Genomic DNA, 14,123 nt, shown 5'->3' with positions numbered 1-14,123 from the left:
GTGTGGAGCTTGTGGATCGCCTTTGTCCTCACCCGGCCGCTGGGTGCCACCGCGGGCGACTTCGGCAACGGCGAGCGGCCTTCCACCGCATCCCAGAACGGGCCGTTCCGTCCGCGCATGACGTCATCTCCCTGGGCGTCTGTCCGGCTGCCGCGCGCCGTCGTCCATCCTTCCCCTCGCGGCCCCCGCAGCTTCGGTCACCCACCTCGGCTCAGCTGAATGGCACCACATGCGGACGCAGGGACCGGTCCGACCGGTCAGCCTTCCCTCGTCCCCGACGAGACCTTGCACGCCCACTCGCCCACTCGCCCACTCGCCCGCTTCGGCGCCTGAGCCTCGTCAGTCGCCGCGGTGCTGGGGCGTCGCGCCGCGACGTGCGGCCACGCTTGCGAACAGGGCCCAGCCGTCCATCTCCCGCCTCGTGGGATCGTCGGGGCGCCACCCCCGGGCCAGCGCCTCGTCGAGCAGGGCCCTGGCCGCTCCGGGCTCGTGCAGGTTCAGGAACTGGCCCTCCGTAGTGCCGACGATCCCGGAGGCCGTCGGGAGGGCAGGCTCGCATCGCCCGCGGACCAAGCGACAACGCCCCGGGGTCAGGCCGAGCGGCCTGCCCCCGGGGCGCCGCCACCGCCGTCAGGTCCGCCGCGCCGCGACGCAGCGGGCGTGGGCCGCGAGGAGGTCCGGCATCGTGAGCCGCGGGCCGTCCGGATCCTTCGCCGCGTCGTCCCAGCGGCGCAGCGCGACCGCGTCCGCGGACAGCGGGTGCGCCGCGAACTCCGCCGCCTCGTGCTCGTCCATCGGGCCGCCCTGGACCTTGAGGGACGCGATCGACGCCGGGCTGAGCAGGGCGTGGTACGCCGGATCGGTCGCCACCAGATAGCGCTTGGCCGGTACGTGCTGGGCGATGACCCACGCCGCCCGTTCGCTGACCCGGCGCCGGGCGAACTCGGCGCCCGCCACCTCGTGCGGCAGCCCCGGGTGTTCGGCCCGGACCGGCCGGGCCCGGCCGATGTCGTGCAGCGCCGCGGCGACCACCAGCTCGTCGTCCGCGCCCGCGTCCCTCGCCAGCCACGCAGTCTGCAGCGCGTGGGTCCGCTGGTCGACGGCCTCCCCGCCGTACGGCAGGCCCGCGAGGCCGTCGACGAGTGCGGTCAGCTCCTCGCCCGTCAGCGGGGCAGCGGGAATTCCGGTGGTCATCGGTCCTCCGTTCCGCGGATGGTCTCCGCCAGTTCCTCCGCGAGCCGCGGGGTCGCCGCCACCACACCCGACCAGCGGCGGGTGAGGTCGGGGTCGATCTCCAGCGGCCGGCCGTGCACATCGATCACCGCGCCGCCCGCCGCGGGGACCGTCACCATCGCGGCCGCCAGGTCCACGATCCGGTGGGTGTCGGAGCCGGCGTCGGCGAACGCGTCCGTCGACCCCTCGGCCACCAGCACCGCTTCCAGGCAACTCGTCGACAGGATGCGGATCCTGGCCGCCCGTGTCGCCACCCGCCACCATGCGTCGGCGATATGCGCCTGCGGCCGCAGCAGACTCACCGCCGCGCCGTCCAGCTCCGTACGGCCGTTTGTGCGGTACGGCGACGGCCGGCCCGCCACCGTGTGCCAGCAGCGCCCGGTGTCCAGCCAGCTGGTCAGCGCCTCCGTCGGCACCCCGTCCACCGCGATGACGCCCGCGAACGCCGACAGGGGGACACCGGAGGCGGCGTTCGCCGTGCCGTCCACCGGGTCGGTGACCAGTGTGACGGCGGAGCCGTTGTCGATGTGGCCCAGTTCCTCGCTGAGCAGATTGATCCGGTGGGCGTTCACGACCTCGGCGATCGCGGTGTCCACCAGGATGTCCAGCCGCATCGTGGGCGTACCGTCCGCGCCGACTTGCACCTTCTCGGCCAGCTCGGCCCGGTCGTACGCCTCGCGCGCGGCGCGGAACGCGTCCGTGGCGGCCCGGGTCGCCGCGGCCAGCGCCGGGTGGACGCCGGAGGGCAGGTGCGGTTCGGGCACCGGCCAGGGGATCCGGCCGCTCATGCCGCGTCACCTCCCGAGGCTCCCCAGGCCGCACGCAGGACGGCCGCGACGACGGGCCAGGGGCGGCCCGGTTCGGCCAGCACCAGATCGGCCCGCAGACCCGGCGCCAGCCGGCCGCGGTCCGGGAGACCGGCCACGTCCGCGGCGCCGCCGGTGACCAGGCCGACCGCCTCGGGCAGCGACGCCAGCCCGTCCTCGGCGAGCAGCAGTGCCGCCGAGAGCAGCCCCGACGGCAGGTAGTCGGAGGCGAGCGCGGTGACCAGGCCGCGGCCGACCAGCTCACGGCCGGACGCGTTGCCGTTGTGCGAGTGGCCGCGCAGGACGTTCGGCGCGCCCATCACGACCGGCATGCCGTGCTCGCGTGCGGCCTTCGCGGCCGCCGTCGTGGTGGGGAACTCCGCGACCGAGCCGCCCCGGTCGCACAGCTCCTCGATCTCCCGCGGCGAGCTGGGGTCGTGGCCGAGCAGCCGGATCCGGCCCGCCCCGGCCTGCTCACCGAGCCACTCCAGCGCCTCCTCGCGGACGTCGAGCCGGCCGTCCCGGTCCTCGATCAGCCGGTCGACGTAGCCGCGGGCCTCCTCCTCGGTGACCCCGCGGGTGCCGACGAGATACCGCTCGTCTGGTGGCACGCCGGACATCTGGGCGAGCATCAAGCTCCTACCCATCGGCGGTGACCATCGCACGGCAAGAAACCACGGCAAGGAACGAGGAGCACTCTTGTTGACGTCCCTGCGGAAACGACACGGCCTGGTCTTCGCCATCGGGGCGGTGTGCATCCTGGTGAACAGACAGGGTCTGGGTCCGCTCTGGTTCGCGGGCGTCATTCTTCTCATGCTCGGCGGGCTGATGCGCTGGCACCTGTGGTGCAAACAGCGCCCGCCACAAGGACAGACACCGGTCCCGGTCGAGGTGCCCGTGACCGGACGCTGGCAGGCCCTCAACGGCCCGGGCACGAAGGTGCCCAGCCACACGCACAGCCATGCGCAGACCTACGCCATCGACCTGACACACCACCCCTCGGCAGAAGCCACGCCACCGTTCCGCCCGCTCTGGCCGCTGGGCCGCCGCCCGCACCATTACCCCGCCTTCGGCAGCTCCGTCCTGGCCCCCGGCGACGGCGTGGTCGTGGCAACCACCGACCGCCAGCGCGATCACTTCTCCCGCACCTCGCTGCCCGGCATCGCCTACCTCTACCTGGAGGGCTTCATACGCAGTCTCGGCCGGCCCCGCCATCTATGGGGCAACTACCTCGTGCTCGAGCTGGACCAGGGCGTGTACGCGGGCTTCGGGCACCTCAGGCGCGGATCTCTCCGTGTGGCCGAGGGCGACCGGGTCACGGTCGGCCAGCAATTGGCCGAGTGCGGCAACTCCGGCAACTCCTCCGAGCCACATCTGCACTTCCAGCTCATGAGCGGACCCGATTCCGAGACCGCCCACGGTCTCCCCTTCGCATGGCGCTACCGCGACGACGACGGCACCGAACATGATGGAGTGCCCAAGGACGGCACCTACTTCACCCCGCCGCAGCCCTCCTCGCCGTCCCAGTGAGAGTTCGAATTGGGGCGTTCTCCGTTTACTCGGCCGTCCAGGCGGTGAGGATGCGCAACGCATCGTGCGACGGGGTGTCGGGCTCGGCGGTGAGGACCATGAGGCGCTGCCCTGAGCCGTCGGGGCTGCTCCAGACGTCGCAGTCCAGCGTGAGGTCACCGACCAGCCGATGCCGGTAGTGCTTGGTGCCGTAGCTGAGGTTGTTGACCCGGTGCTCGGCCCACCAGGTGCGGAAGTCGGCGTCCTGGACGGACAGCTCGCCGACGAGCTGGGCCAGCTCGGGGTCGTCAGGGTCCGCCGCGGCCTCCATGCGCAGCGCGGCGACGGCGTCGCGGGCGTCGTGCTCCCACTCCCGATGCATATCGCGGACGACCGGGTCGGTGAACAGCAGGCGGACGTAGTTGCGCCGCCCTGGTGGCGTCAGCGAGAAGTCGGTGAACAGGGCCGCGGCGGCAACGTTCCAGGCCAGGATGTCCATCCGCTTGCCGAGGACGACGGCGGGGGTCCCCGTGAGCTGGTCGAGCAGGCGCCGCATGGCGGGCCGCATGCGCTGCGCGGGCCCCCGCCGACGGCGCGGCCGCGCGTCGGACCTGCCGGCCAGTTCGTAGAGGTACTTCTGCTGGTCGTCGTCGAGGCGCAGCGCGCGGGCGAGGGTCGCGAGCACCGATTCGGACGCTCGGACGCGGCCCTGTTCCAGTCGGGTGTAGTAGTCGACGCTGATGGCCGCGAGCTGGGCGACCTCTTGGCGGCGCAGTCCCGCGACCTTGCGATGCGAGTCCGTCTCGGGCAGGCCCAGGTCCTGCGGCGCAAGCTGGGCTCGGCGAGCCTTGAGGAAGGCTCCGAGCTCGCGGGGGGCGGGTGCCGGAGTCATGCGTCCCATTCTCGCGTGAGCGGCACAGGTGGTGAGGGGGCAGGTTTCTTCCCAGGCAAGAACGTGCCCCTTTTGCGTGCTCAGGGGCGCGCCGAGGGTGGAGACGTGCCTGGCGATGTGCCGGGCGCGGAGCCCACCGCCTGGGTGCGGCCCCGCCGAGACAGCGCATAGGGAGCATCCCGTGGCGAAGACCAACGTCACCTTCGACAGTGTCGGCGTCCCGCTCGCCGGCCACCTCTACCTTCCCGACACCCCGGCACCGGGCCCGCGCCCGGCGATCGTCGTCGGCCACCCCGGCAGCGGTGTGAAGGAGCAGGCCGCCGGTCTGTACGCGCGGCGCCTGGCCGAGCGGGGCTTTGTCACGCTCGCCTTCGACGCGGCCCACCAGGGCGAGAGCGGCGGCGAGCCACGCGGTCTGGAGGATCCCGCCCACCGCGTCGAGGACCTCAAGGCGGCCGTCTCCTACCTCACCACCCGCGGCGACGTCGACGCAGAGCGCATCGGGGCACTCGGCATCTGCGCCTCCGGCGGCTACGTACTGCCCGCCACCGCGAGCGATCACCGCATCAAGGCCGTCGCCACGGTCAGTGCCGTCGACATCGCCCGCCAGTTCCGCCTGGGAGCCGACGGAACCCAGGACCCGGCCGTCTTCCAGGGCATGCTGGACGCCGCGGCTCAAGCACGCACCACCGAGGCTCGTGGTGAGGCGCCCCCGGTCCTGACCCTGTTCCCCGACACCGCCGAGCAGGCCCGCGCGCTCGGCGGAGAACACGGCGCCGAGGGCTTCGACTACTACCGCACCCCGCGAGCCGGGCACGCCCGCTCGGCGCGTTTCTTCACCTGGACCAGCATCGACAAGATGGCAACCTTCGACGCCTTCGCCCCGATCCCGCTGATCGGGCAACGTCCTCTCCTCATGACCGTCGGCACCCGCGCCGTCACCTCCTGGATGAGCGTCGAAGCGTTCCAGCGGGCCATCGGACCCAAGGAACTCCACTGGATCGACGGCGCAAGCCATGTCGACCTCTATGACAAGAAGCAGTACGTGGACCCCGCCATCGAGAAGCTCGCCGGTTTCTTCAGCGAGCACCTGGGCCAACGGTGAATTCCGTCGACGGCCGATAAGGCGGTCGCGACAATCGGACCCACGGATGACGTGTCGGGGTTGCGGGGGCGGGGGAGAAGGCCGGGTCAGATCACGCGGAAGAGGTCGGCGGCCGCATGGACGTCGGTGAGGTCCTCGATGGAGCGGAGGTTGTCGCACAGGGCCTCCAGGACCGAGCCGGTTTCGGCGGCGGGCGGGGCGCCGATCGCCACGCCGAAGACCCGGAAGCCCAACAGATGCTTGGCGTCGTTCCAGCCGCGCATCCATTCCTCGGTGACGCCGCATTCGTCATCGGTGATCATCACGATGTCGCCGCGCGTGCGGGCGGTGTCGTTGAACTCCTCCTCCAGCAGCTCGCGGGCCGCTGTCAGCGGCGTCTGGTAACTGGTGCCACCGCCGAGGAAGGTCTCTGCGAAGTCGAGGATCCGGGCGATGTCGGCGGGCCGGCCGGACGGGAAGCGGAAGACCTGGATCTTGTCGGCGGCGGAGAACAGGACGCCGACGAAGTCACGCCCCGCATGGCGGGCCTGCTCCAGCAGCGCCAGGGCGCACGCCTTGGCCCACGCCTCCCGGGTGACGCCGCCGGGCCCCGCCTCGTACATGGAGTGCGAGGTGTCCACGCACGCGATGATGGCGCCCTGGCCGGTGGCCTGCTCTCCCTGGCTGTCGTAGAGCATCAGCTCCCCGGCGGCGTAGCGCGCGGCGAACACCGCACGCAGCTCGGGCAGGCCGAGATTGGCCAGCTCGGAGGGGATGACGCGGGAGAGGTCATTGCCGAGCGTGACGCCGACCAGCTCGCCGGTGGCGTTCTCCATCTTGCGGGCGCGCTCACCGCCTGCCATCTGCCGGAAGCGACCGATCAGCTCGGCCCACTGTGCGAGACGGCCGCTGCGCAGCCGCTCGGCGAGCCGGGCGCGCTGGTCGAACGGCATCCGCTCCAGCTCGCCGGGGCCAACACCCCATGCCCGCATCAGCGCGGCCTCCTCCCGCACGGCGCGGGCGGCCTTCGCCGCCGCGTTCCGCGCGGCGGCACGGATGCCGGGGGCCGCCGCGAGGGCCTGCGCGGCGTCCTGGGCGGCCTGCCGCGCAGCGGCGTCGGCGGTCTCGGCGGCCTCGATCGCCTGTTGTACGGCGTCGGCGGCCGGGGTCGGTACGGTGCCGACCCCGTTGGACCAGTCCGCCTCGTCGGTGGCCTGCTGGAGCGCCTTGCTCACGGCGTCCGCCGCGCCTTCGGCGTCCTGCTGGGCCTTCTTCGCCCGCTCGGCCCGCTCCCGGGCCGCCCGGCAGCGCTCCAGCATCCCACGCACCGCGGCGGCCTGGGCGAGCACGGCCATGGCGGCGGCGTAGGGGTCTCCGGCCGTCTCCCGGCGCAGCTCGGTGAACTCCAGTGACTCCACCAGCGAGGTGATGACCTGGTGGTTGACCAGCCGGGAGGGATCCATCTCGGCGCGCTCGCGCAACCGCGGGCCGACTTTGTAGGCGGCCAGGAACACGTCGGTCAGGAGGTCGGCGGTGTAGTGGTAACGCTCGTTCAGCTCCTCGGCCACATCGCGCAGTCCGGCCGACTGCTCGTAGGTGTCGCGCCAGGTGATCCGGTCGAACCGGTCCGCGACCACTGCCGCCGTGTGCCGCTCGGGAGCGGCGGCGGACCGGCCCAGCCACTTCCCGGCCCGGCCCGCCAACTCGTCGAGCCGGCCCAGTGTCCGGCCGGGTGTCTCGCCCGGTGTCTCGCCCATGGTCCTGATCCCCCCCCGTGTTCAGAGCTGGGCCTGCACCGTGCTCGCGTCCATGCCGAGGGCCTCGGTGAGTACGCGGGCGCGGACGGCGCGCTGGCGGCCGGTGACGCGTTCGATGGCGGCGGTGGAGCGGCCCGCGTGCGCCGCGTCCTGGCGCAGCTTCTCCAGCCGCTTCCCCGCCATGGCGAGCGTGTTGTGGGCCTTCTTGATGACCCACTCGCTCAGCGCCTCGCGGGACTGCCCGGCCATGGCGTCGAGTTGGGCCTCCAGCTCCTCGATGGCGTCGGCCAGGTCGAGCGCCTCCTTGGCGTCGGGGTTGACCAGTTGCAGCACCTCGCGCTCGACGGTCGGACGTTGAGCGGGGGAGTCCCACAGCACGTGCGTCAGCACCGACAGGTCGGTCTCGGCGACCGCCGGACGGCCATCGAGGTACGCGGACGCCTGGAGCAGACCCACCGCCTGCCGCCAGCGGCGGTCGGAGGCGATGAGTTCCTTACGGCGCAGGGCGGCCCGCAGCGTACACACCGCGTCCACGATCGCGTCGGGGACGTCCACGGCCGGGACGGCTTCGGTCACGGCGTGCCGTAACGCGGCCAGCTCCACCGTGGTCCGGGCGGGTGCCGCCGGGCGGTTGACGGCGGAGCGGACCAGCGCGGCGAAGTTCGAGGGGTCTTCCAGGTACCCGACCTCGATCCGCACCAGCAGCCGGTCGTAGATCGCGGCCGAATCCTCGCCGCTGGGCAGTTCATTGCTCGCGGTGATGGCCCCGATCAGCGGGCAGCGAATCGGCTCGCCGCCGCTCTCGGGGTGGTAGATCCGCTCGTTGAGGTAGCCCAGCGTCTCGTTCAGCGCCGCCGTGGAGCACTTGAAAATCTCGTCGATGAAGGCGACATGCGCGGTCGTGGCGCGGCCGTCGTAGACCTGGCGGTACTCACCCCGGGCCAGCGCGGCGACGTCGATGGGACCGAACATCCTCGTCGGTGCGGTGAACTTCGACAGCAGGATCTCCCAGTAGGCCGCCCCCTCGATCCGGCCCGTGAGCTCCCGGGCCAGCTCGGACTTCGCCGTTCCGGGCGGGCCGAGCACCAGCGAGTGCTGCCCTGCCAGCAGCGTCACCACCAGCGTCCGCACCACGTCGGCCCGCTCGTAGAAACGGTCCGACAGCTCGTCGCCGATCGCCCGCAGCCGCTTGGCCGTGTCCTGCGCGTCCTGTGCGGTGTCCAACTCAACTCCCTGCCTACGAGGCCCTGTTGGGCTCACGAGACGGCCCTTCCGTGACCTGCGCTCGATACCGCCCCGGTGTCGTGCCGAACTCCCTCTCGAAGGCGTGTGAGAGTGCGTACGGGCTGCCGTAGCCGACCCGGCCGGCGATGGTGGCCAGGGTATCCGCAGTGTCTCGGAGCAGGGTGGCGGCAAGGATCACACGCCACCATGTGAGGTACGTCATCGGAGGGCGGCCGACCAGGGTGGTGAACCGGCGCGCCAGGGTGGGACGGGAGACGCTCGCCTCAGCCGCCAGACGGCTCCACGGCGCGGCCGGGTTGGAGTGCAGAACGGGTCAGCTCTGCGGGACGTCCTTGACGAACATGATGCCGTCAGTGCCGGCCAGGTGGCCCGGGTCAAGCGGGGAGTAGCGGAACCACTTGGATACGCGGGAGAAAGTGGTCAATCGTCTGCGTCGTAAGGGTGTCGGCGTGCTGCAGACGAAGACGCTGATCGTCATCGCCTCCTGGCAACGTGGAACGTCCGTGCCCTGAGACCGAGGTGGCCGACGAGCCGACCGCCTCCGCTAGCACACCGCACACCGCACACGGTGTGCTCGCCACCAGCGAGCACACCGATCCCCTCCCGATCGTCTACGGCAGAGTGGTTGACGTCTCCTCGTCGTCCACGAGCGCGAGCAGCGGCCCCTGTTCGTCCTCGGGGACGTAGCCGGCGTAGTAGTCGTAGAGTGTGCGCCGCGAGATGCGTGCTGCCGCCTGGCCGTCCCGTACCCGGATCGCCTCGAGCACTTCCTGGTGGTGATGGAGCGACTTCCGCATGAGCGCCGTGCCGTTGCGGGCGTGGGCGACCTTGTCCGAGATCAGCGAGAGGACGGCGCCCCGGACCACCTGATTGCACACCTCGATGAGGGAGTTGCGGCTGGCCACGGCCACCGCCTCATGGAATGCGACGTCCGCCTTGCTGAACTCCTCGTAGCCTGCCTCGATCGCGTCCGACATGACGGCGATCGTCCGTTCCATGGCGGACAGCTCCTCCTCGGACCGCAGCCGAGCCGCCAGCAGGCTCGCCGACCCGTCGAGGATCATGCGGAACGAGATCAACTCGGCCATCGAGACGTTGTCGAACTGGACGAGCCGGGTCATCTCCTTGGTCAGGCCGGCCGGTGAGAACGGCAGGATCTCCGGGCCGTTCGGATCACCCGGGCGCGAGCGGACGAGGCCGTTGCTCTCCAGCACGCGCAGGGCCTCCCGAACCGTGGGCCGGCTCGCCCCGAACTGCGTCACCAACTCTCGCTCGCTCGGCAGTCGTTGACCGGGCTTCAGATCACCTCGGGCGATCGCCTGCTCGATCTGCTCGACGATGCGCTGGTAGAGCCGTACCGGTGAGACCTGCCGGAACTGTGCACCGTCACTCACGGCTTCTTCCCTTCGAGCGTGGTACATGTCGACTTCTCCCCGGTGGGTGCACCGGGGGCGCTGTCCGGCCAGTGCGGGACCGCCCCGGCGGGCCGGTTCCGTTCGTACCACGCCGCCGCCCTCAAGACGCCGAGATCGTCGAAGCGGCGGCCCGCGATCTGCACCCCGATGGGCCGACGGTCCGCCGTAAAGCCGCAGTTGACGGTCGCCGCGGGCTGCCCCGACATGTTGTACGGCGCGGTGAAGCCGATGTGGGCCATGGTCTTCGCGTCCCCCGTGAACGGCATCGGCTGCTCGGCGGCAAACGCCGCCACTGGAGCCACCGGCGAGAGCACCAGATCGTACGGTTCCGTCGCCGCCACGGTCCGCGCCTGGATGCTCATGATCTGCTGGTAGCACTGGAGTACCTTCGTGCCCGGTACGTCCGCGCCTCCCTGACACCACCTGATGATGTGGGGGTGGACGCGCAGCCCGGCCTCGGGCGTCAGCGCGCGGAAGTCGTTCCAGGACCGCACCCGCCAGAACAGGTCCAGGTCGTCCAGGAGGTCCTGGCTCATAAACGGCTCGACGGGCTCCACGACGGCTCCGGCCGCCTCGAAGACGGCGGCGGCGCGGTTCACCGCGGCGAGGATCTCGGCGTCGCACGGCTCCCCGCAGCCGGCGTCCAGGTGCACCCCCACCCGCAGTCCGCGCACCTCGCCGGCCGGCGCCGACCAGTCGATGTCCTGCGGCGGCAGGCTTGTCCAGTCCCGGGGATCCGGCCGGCTCAGGACACGCATGAACAGGGCCGCGTCCGCCACGGTGCGCGTCAGGGGACCGGCGGCGCGTCCCAGGTACGGGGCGTCCAGCGGGATCCTCCCGTAGCTGGGCTTGAGCGTGGCGAGGCCCAGCCAGGTGCCCGGCAGCCGGATCGATCCCCCGATGTCGGTGCCCACGTGGAGCGGACCATAGCCCCCGGCGGCCGCGGCCCCCGCACCGGAGCTGGAACCGCCCGTGGTCCAGGCGGCGTTCCAGGGGCTGCGCGAAATGCCGTGCCGGCTGGAGACCCCCGAGGAGAGCATGCCCCAGTCCGGCATCACGGTCGACCCGAGGATCACCCCGCCGGATTCGAGGACCCGCGCGGTGATGGGCGCGTCCGCCTCGGGGACGGCCGGCTCGGTTCCCGCGTTGCCCGAGGGCATGGGGACGCCCCTGCGGGCGACGTTCTCCTTCAGCGTCACGGGCACGCCGTCGATGGGCCCGAGCGGTTCCCCCGCCGCCCATCGGGACTCGCTGGCCTGGGCCGCCTTGCGGGACTCGTCCGGATCCCGCACCCAGAACGCGTTGAGCACACTCTCCCGCACCTCGATGACCGACTGGACGGCGTCGTGGACCTGGACCGGCGACAGCGTGCCGTCGGCGAATCGGGCCACCATCTCGACGGCCGGCATGGTGGCCAGGCCCTGTTCCGTGAGCACCCGCAGTCTCCTTCTCCCCCAGCTACCGCAGGGAGGTGCCGCTGGCGATAGCTGGGAAATTCGAACTCTTGACAAGAGCAATTTAAGTCGTCACGGTACCTGGCAAATGAGCTTACTGGTCAGGCCAGTCACAACGAAAGGTGTCGTCCATGACGCGGGACCCCGAGGTCGTGCGGCTTGCCGTCATACCGGGCGACGGGATCGGCCCTGAGGTCGTCGCGGCGACCGTGCCGACGCTCCGGACCGCGCTGGAGGCCGAAGGCCACCGGCTCGATGTGGCCTCGTACGACTGGGGAGGCGAGCGGTACCTCCGGCAGGGCGCGGCGATGCCGGCCGATGCGGCCGGCCTGGTCAAGAAGGCGGACGCCGTGCTGTTCGGCGCCGTCGGACGTCCCGATGTGCCGGAGCACGAACTGGTCTGGGGCCTGATCATCGGCCTGCGGCAGCAGCTCGACCTCGCCGTGAACCTCCGCCCGGTGCGCGCGTTCCCCGGCGTTCCCACCAAGGTGCGCGACACCGATGGCGTGGACCTGGTGATCGTGCGCGAGAACACCGAGGGCGAGTACGTCGGCGCCGGCGGGGTGGCGCACGCCGGCAGCGGACACGATCTCGGCATCGAGGTCGCCGTGCACTCCCGTCGCGCCATCGAGCGCGCGGCGCACCAGGCGTTCGCCCTGGCCGGCCGACGTTCGGGACATCTGTCTCTGGTGACCAAGTCCAACGCGATGCGATACGGCTATCCGCTGTGGGACCGGGTGGTGCGCGAGGTCGGCGAGCACTATCCGGCGGTGCGGCTGGAAACGGTGCTGGTCGACGCCATGGCCGCCCGCATGATCCAGGCCCCGCGCTCCCTTGACGTGCTGCTCGCGAGCAACCTGTTCGGCGACATCCTGTCCGACCTCGCCGCGGTGCTGGCCGGCGGTATGGGCATGGCGCCCAGCGCCAATGTCCTGCCGGGCGCGGACGTGCCGGGTATCTACGAACCCGTGCACGGCTCCGCACCCGACATCGCCGGGAAGGGCGTCGCGAATCCGGTGGCCTGCATGCTCTCCGGCGCGATGCTGCTCGACGACCTCGGACACACCGGCGCGGCTCGCCGCGTCCGCGACGCGGTGGCGGCCACCCTGCGCGACGTCCGGCACCACACGGCCGACCTCGGCGGCAACGCCACCACGGCGGAGGTGGCATCCGCCGTCCTGCACACCATGGAAAGCCAGGGGTAGTACATATGAGACATACCAGGCGGCTGGTGCGAGGGGCCGGGACCCTCGCGGTCACGCTCGCATGCCTGCTGCTGGCAGGCTGCTCGGCCGGGTCCACGGCATCCGGCGGTACCGGGAAGAACGCCCTGAACATCGGCCTCACCGCCGAGCCGGCCAACTTCGACTTCACCAAGACCGAAGGTGCCGCCATTTCGCAGGCACTGCTCTACAACGTCTACGAGAACCTGGTGAAGCTGGACCAGTCCGGGAAGATACGGCCGCAACTGGCCACGTCCTGGACCCTGTCCAAGGACCGCGAGACGTACACGTTCCACCTGGTGAAGAACGCCAGGTTCAGCAATGGCGCACCCTTCACGGCCGAGGACGCCGCGTTCTCCATCGGACGTGTCAAGTCCGACTGGACGATCGCGCAGAAGGCCCAGATGGACGTCGTCGATACGGCGCGGGCGGTGTCGCCCACCGAACTGAAGGTCACCCTGAAGCGGCCGAGCAACGACTGGCTGTACCGGATGACCACCCGCGTCGGCGCTATGTTCAGCCGGACCGGCGTGGGCAAGCTGGCCACCGAGCCGGTGGGCACCGGCCCGTACGTGGTGAAGAAGTGGAACCGCGGCGACTCGATCACGCTGGCCCGCCGTCATGACTACTGGGGGCGCACACCGCACTTCGCGTCGGTCACCCTCAAGTACTTCAAGGACCCGACGGCCATGAACAACGCGCTGCTCACGGGCACCATCAACGTGATCGGCGTGATGCAGTCCCCGGACTCCCTGTACCGGTTCGAGAACAACCCGAAGTACAAGGTCATCGAGGGCACGACCAACGGTGAGGTGGTCCTCTCCCTCAACAATGGCTCGGGCCCGCTGAAGAACCCGAAGGTCCGCCAGGCAGTCCGCTACGCCATCGACCACAAAGCCCTGATGGACACGTGCTGGGCGGGCCGCGGCAAGCTCATCGGCAGCATGGTCCCGCCGACCGACCCGTGGTACCAGAACCTCACGAACGAGTATCCGTACAACCGAGACAAGGCCAAGAAGCTCCTCGAGGAGTCCGGCCAGGCCGGCCGTACGCTGCGGCTGCGGCTTCCGACGCTGCCCTACGCCACCGCATGCGGCACCGTGGTCAAGAGCCAGCTCGAACAGGCCGGGTTCAAGGTCAAGCTCGACCAACTGGAGTTCCCCGCCGCCTGGCTGACCACCGTGTTCAAGAACGCCGACTACGACATGTCCATCATCAGCCATGTGGAACCCCGCGACATGCAGGCGGTGTTCGGGAGCAAGACCTCCTACACCCGCTACGACAGCCCTGAATTCCGCGCGCTGCTGAAGAAGGCGGACCAGGGCACCCAGCAGGAGCAGATCACCTCCATGCGGGCGGCTGCCCGGCTGCTGTCCAAGGACGCCGCGGCCGACTGGCTGTTCCTGCTCCCGAACCTGATGGTGGCGAACAAGGACATCACCGGTCTGCCGGTGAACACCGTCTCCGAGTCTCTGGATCTCACCGGCCTGGGCCGGTCATGAAAG

Annotated in this window: 13 protein-coding genes and 1 pseudogene; 4 read left to right on the top strand and 10 right to left on the bottom strand. The window is 70.9% G+C overall.

Translation table 11 applies throughout. The annotated features are described in order from the left end of the window. Nucleotides 1-339 precede the first annotated feature (339 nt). From STRVI_RS22390 to STRVI_RS22375, 4 genes are read right to left on the bottom strand one after another with little or no spacing between them, the layout of a single operon-like run. Nucleotides 340-573 (bottom strand): hypothetical protein, encoded by a 234-nt coding sequence (locus tag STRVI_RS22390; RefSeq protein ID WP_050993727.1) that lies wholly within the window; start codon nucleotides 571-573, stop codon nucleotides 340-342. Nucleotides 574-630: 57 nt separating this feature from the next. After that, a complete protein-coding gene (locus STRVI_RS22385) occupies nucleotides 631-1,194 on the bottom strand; it encodes an HD domain-containing protein (RefSeq protein WP_014057911.1) in 564 nt (187 codons plus the stop codon). After that, a complete protein-coding gene (locus STRVI_RS22380; RefSeq protein WP_014057910.1) occupies nucleotides 1,191-2,021 on the bottom strand; it encodes an inositol monophosphatase family protein in 831 nt (276 codons plus the stop codon). Before STRVI_RS22380 ends, STRVI_RS22385 begins: the two co-directional genes overlap by 4 nt. After that, nucleotides 2,018-2,686: an amidohydrolase family protein gene (locus STRVI_RS22375; RefSeq protein ID WP_208949163.1), complete on the bottom strand. Its 669-nt coding sequence runs from the start codon at nucleotides 2,684-2,686 to the stop codon at nucleotides 2,018-2,020. The genes STRVI_RS22380 and STRVI_RS22375 overlap by 4 nt, the downstream gene beginning before the upstream one ends. 52 nt (nucleotides 2,687-2,738) lie before the next feature. Between STRVI_RS22375 and STRVI_RS22370 the strand changes: the two genes are divergently transcribed. Further along, the gene (locus STRVI_RS22370; protein ID WP_014057909.1) at nucleotides 2,739-3,569 is read left to right on the top strand and encodes a M23 family metallopeptidase; all 831 of its coding nucleotides are present in this window, start codon (nucleotides 2,739-2,741) and stop codon (nucleotides 3,567-3,569) included. Nucleotides 3,570-3,594: 25 nt separating this feature from the next. On the opposite strand, the gene STRVI_RS22365 is transcribed toward STRVI_RS22370, so the two are convergent. Then, nucleotides 3,595-4,440, bottom strand: a complete 846-nt coding sequence (locus STRVI_RS22365) for a helix-turn-helix domain-containing protein (protein WP_014057908.1) — start codon at nucleotides 4,438-4,440, stop codon at nucleotides 3,595-3,597. Between the two features lie 115 nt (nucleotides 4,441-4,555). Between STRVI_RS22365 and STRVI_RS22360 the strand changes: the two genes are divergently transcribed. Then, on the top strand, nucleotides 4,556-5,545 hold the full coding sequence (locus STRVI_RS22360; RefSeq protein ID WP_435532620.1) for an alpha/beta hydrolase: 990 nt from the start codon (nucleotides 4,556-4,558) through the stop codon (nucleotides 5,543-5,545). A gap of 86 nt (nucleotides 5,546-5,631) precedes the next feature. Here the strand turns inward: STRVI_RS22360 and STRVI_RS22355 are convergent, their stop codons facing one another. From STRVI_RS22355 to STRVI_RS22340, 5 genes and pseudogenes are all read right to left on the bottom strand, one after another. Next, nucleotides 5,632-7,281 (bottom strand): vWA domain-containing protein, encoded by a 1,650-nt coding sequence (locus tag STRVI_RS22355; protein ID WP_014057906.1) that lies wholly within the window; start codon nucleotides 7,279-7,281, stop codon nucleotides 5,632-5,634. 21 nt (nucleotides 7,282-7,302) lie between these two features. Further along, complete coding sequence (locus STRVI_RS22350; RefSeq protein WP_014057905.1) at nucleotides 7,303-8,505, bottom strand: AAA family ATPase; 1,203 nt, start codon at nucleotides 8,503-8,505, stop codon at nucleotides 7,303-7,305. A gap of 13 nt (nucleotides 8,506-8,518) precedes the next feature. After that, a pseudogene (locus STRVI_RS48360) lies at nucleotides 8,519-8,833 on the bottom strand (helix-turn-helix domain-containing protein); the annotation flags it as partial. Nucleotides 8,834-9,137: 304 nt separating this feature from the next. After that, a complete protein-coding gene (locus tag STRVI_RS22345; protein WP_043236336.1) occupies nucleotides 9,138-9,920 on the bottom strand; it encodes a FadR/GntR family transcriptional regulator in 783 nt (260 codons plus the stop codon). After that, a complete protein-coding gene (locus tag STRVI_RS22340) occupies nucleotides 9,917-11,377 on the bottom strand; it encodes an amidase (protein ID WP_014057903.1) in 1,461 nt (486 codons plus the stop codon). The genes STRVI_RS22345 and STRVI_RS22340 overlap by 4 nt, the downstream gene beginning before the upstream one ends. Before the next feature lie 149 nt (nucleotides 11,378-11,526). On the opposite strand from STRVI_RS22340, the gene STRVI_RS22335 reads away from it, so the two are divergent. Together STRVI_RS22335 and STRVI_RS22330 are read left to right on the top strand one after the other, a co-directional pair. After that, the gene (locus STRVI_RS22335) at nucleotides 11,527-12,600 is read left to right on the top strand and encodes an isocitrate/isopropylmalate dehydrogenase family protein (protein WP_014057902.1); all 1,074 of its coding nucleotides are present in this window, start codon (nucleotides 11,527-11,529) and stop codon (nucleotides 12,598-12,600) included. 5 nt (nucleotides 12,601-12,605) lie between these two features. Further along, complete coding sequence (locus STRVI_RS22330; protein ID WP_014057901.1) at nucleotides 12,606-14,120, top strand: ABC transporter substrate-binding protein; 1,515 nt, start codon at nucleotides 12,606-12,608, stop codon at nucleotides 14,118-14,120. The last annotated feature ends 3 nt before the right edge of the window (nucleotides 14,121-14,123 follow it).

It is taken from the genome of Streptomyces violaceusniger Tu 4113, assembly GCF_000147815.2.
GTDB classification, from domain to species: Bacteria; Actinomycetota; Actinomycetes; order Streptomycetales; family Streptomycetaceae; genus Streptomyces; species Streptomyces violaceusniger_A.
This window is presented reverse-complemented; position numbering and strand designations above follow the sequence as displayed.

Bases quoted from the DNA above. Each gene is read 5' to 3' on its own strand.
- STRVI_RS22360 (WP_435532620.1), top strand. From the start codon at position 4,556: ATGTGCCGGGCGCGGAGCCCACCGCCTGGGTGCGGCCCCGCCGAGACA.
- STRVI_RS22385 (WP_014057911.1), bottom strand. From the start codon at position 1,194: ATGACCACCGGAATTCCCGCTGCCCCGCTGACGGGCGAGGAGCTGACC.
- STRVI_RS22335 (WP_014057902.1), top strand. From the start codon at position 11,527: ATGACGCGGGACCCCGAGGTCGTGCGGCTTGCCGTCATACCGGGCGAC.
- STRVI_RS22375 (WP_208949163.1), bottom strand. From the start codon at position 2,686: ATGGGTAGGAGCTTGATGCTCGCCCAGATGTCCGGCGTGCCACCAGAC.
- STRVI_RS22380 (WP_014057910.1), bottom strand. From the start codon at position 2,021: ATGAGCGGCCGGATCCCCTGGCCGGTGCCCGAACCGCACCTGCCCTCC.
- STRVI_RS22365 (WP_014057908.1), bottom strand. From the start codon at position 4,440: ATGACTCCGGCACCCGCCCCCCGCGAGCTCGGAGCCTTCCTCAAGGCT.
- STRVI_RS22355 (WP_014057906.1), bottom strand. From the start codon at position 7,281: ATGGGCGAGACACCGGGCGAGACACCCGGCCGGACACTGGGCCGGCTC.
- STRVI_RS22330 (WP_014057901.1), top strand. From the start codon at position 12,606: ATGAGACATACCAGGCGGCTGGTGCGAGGGGCCGGGACCCTCGCGGTC.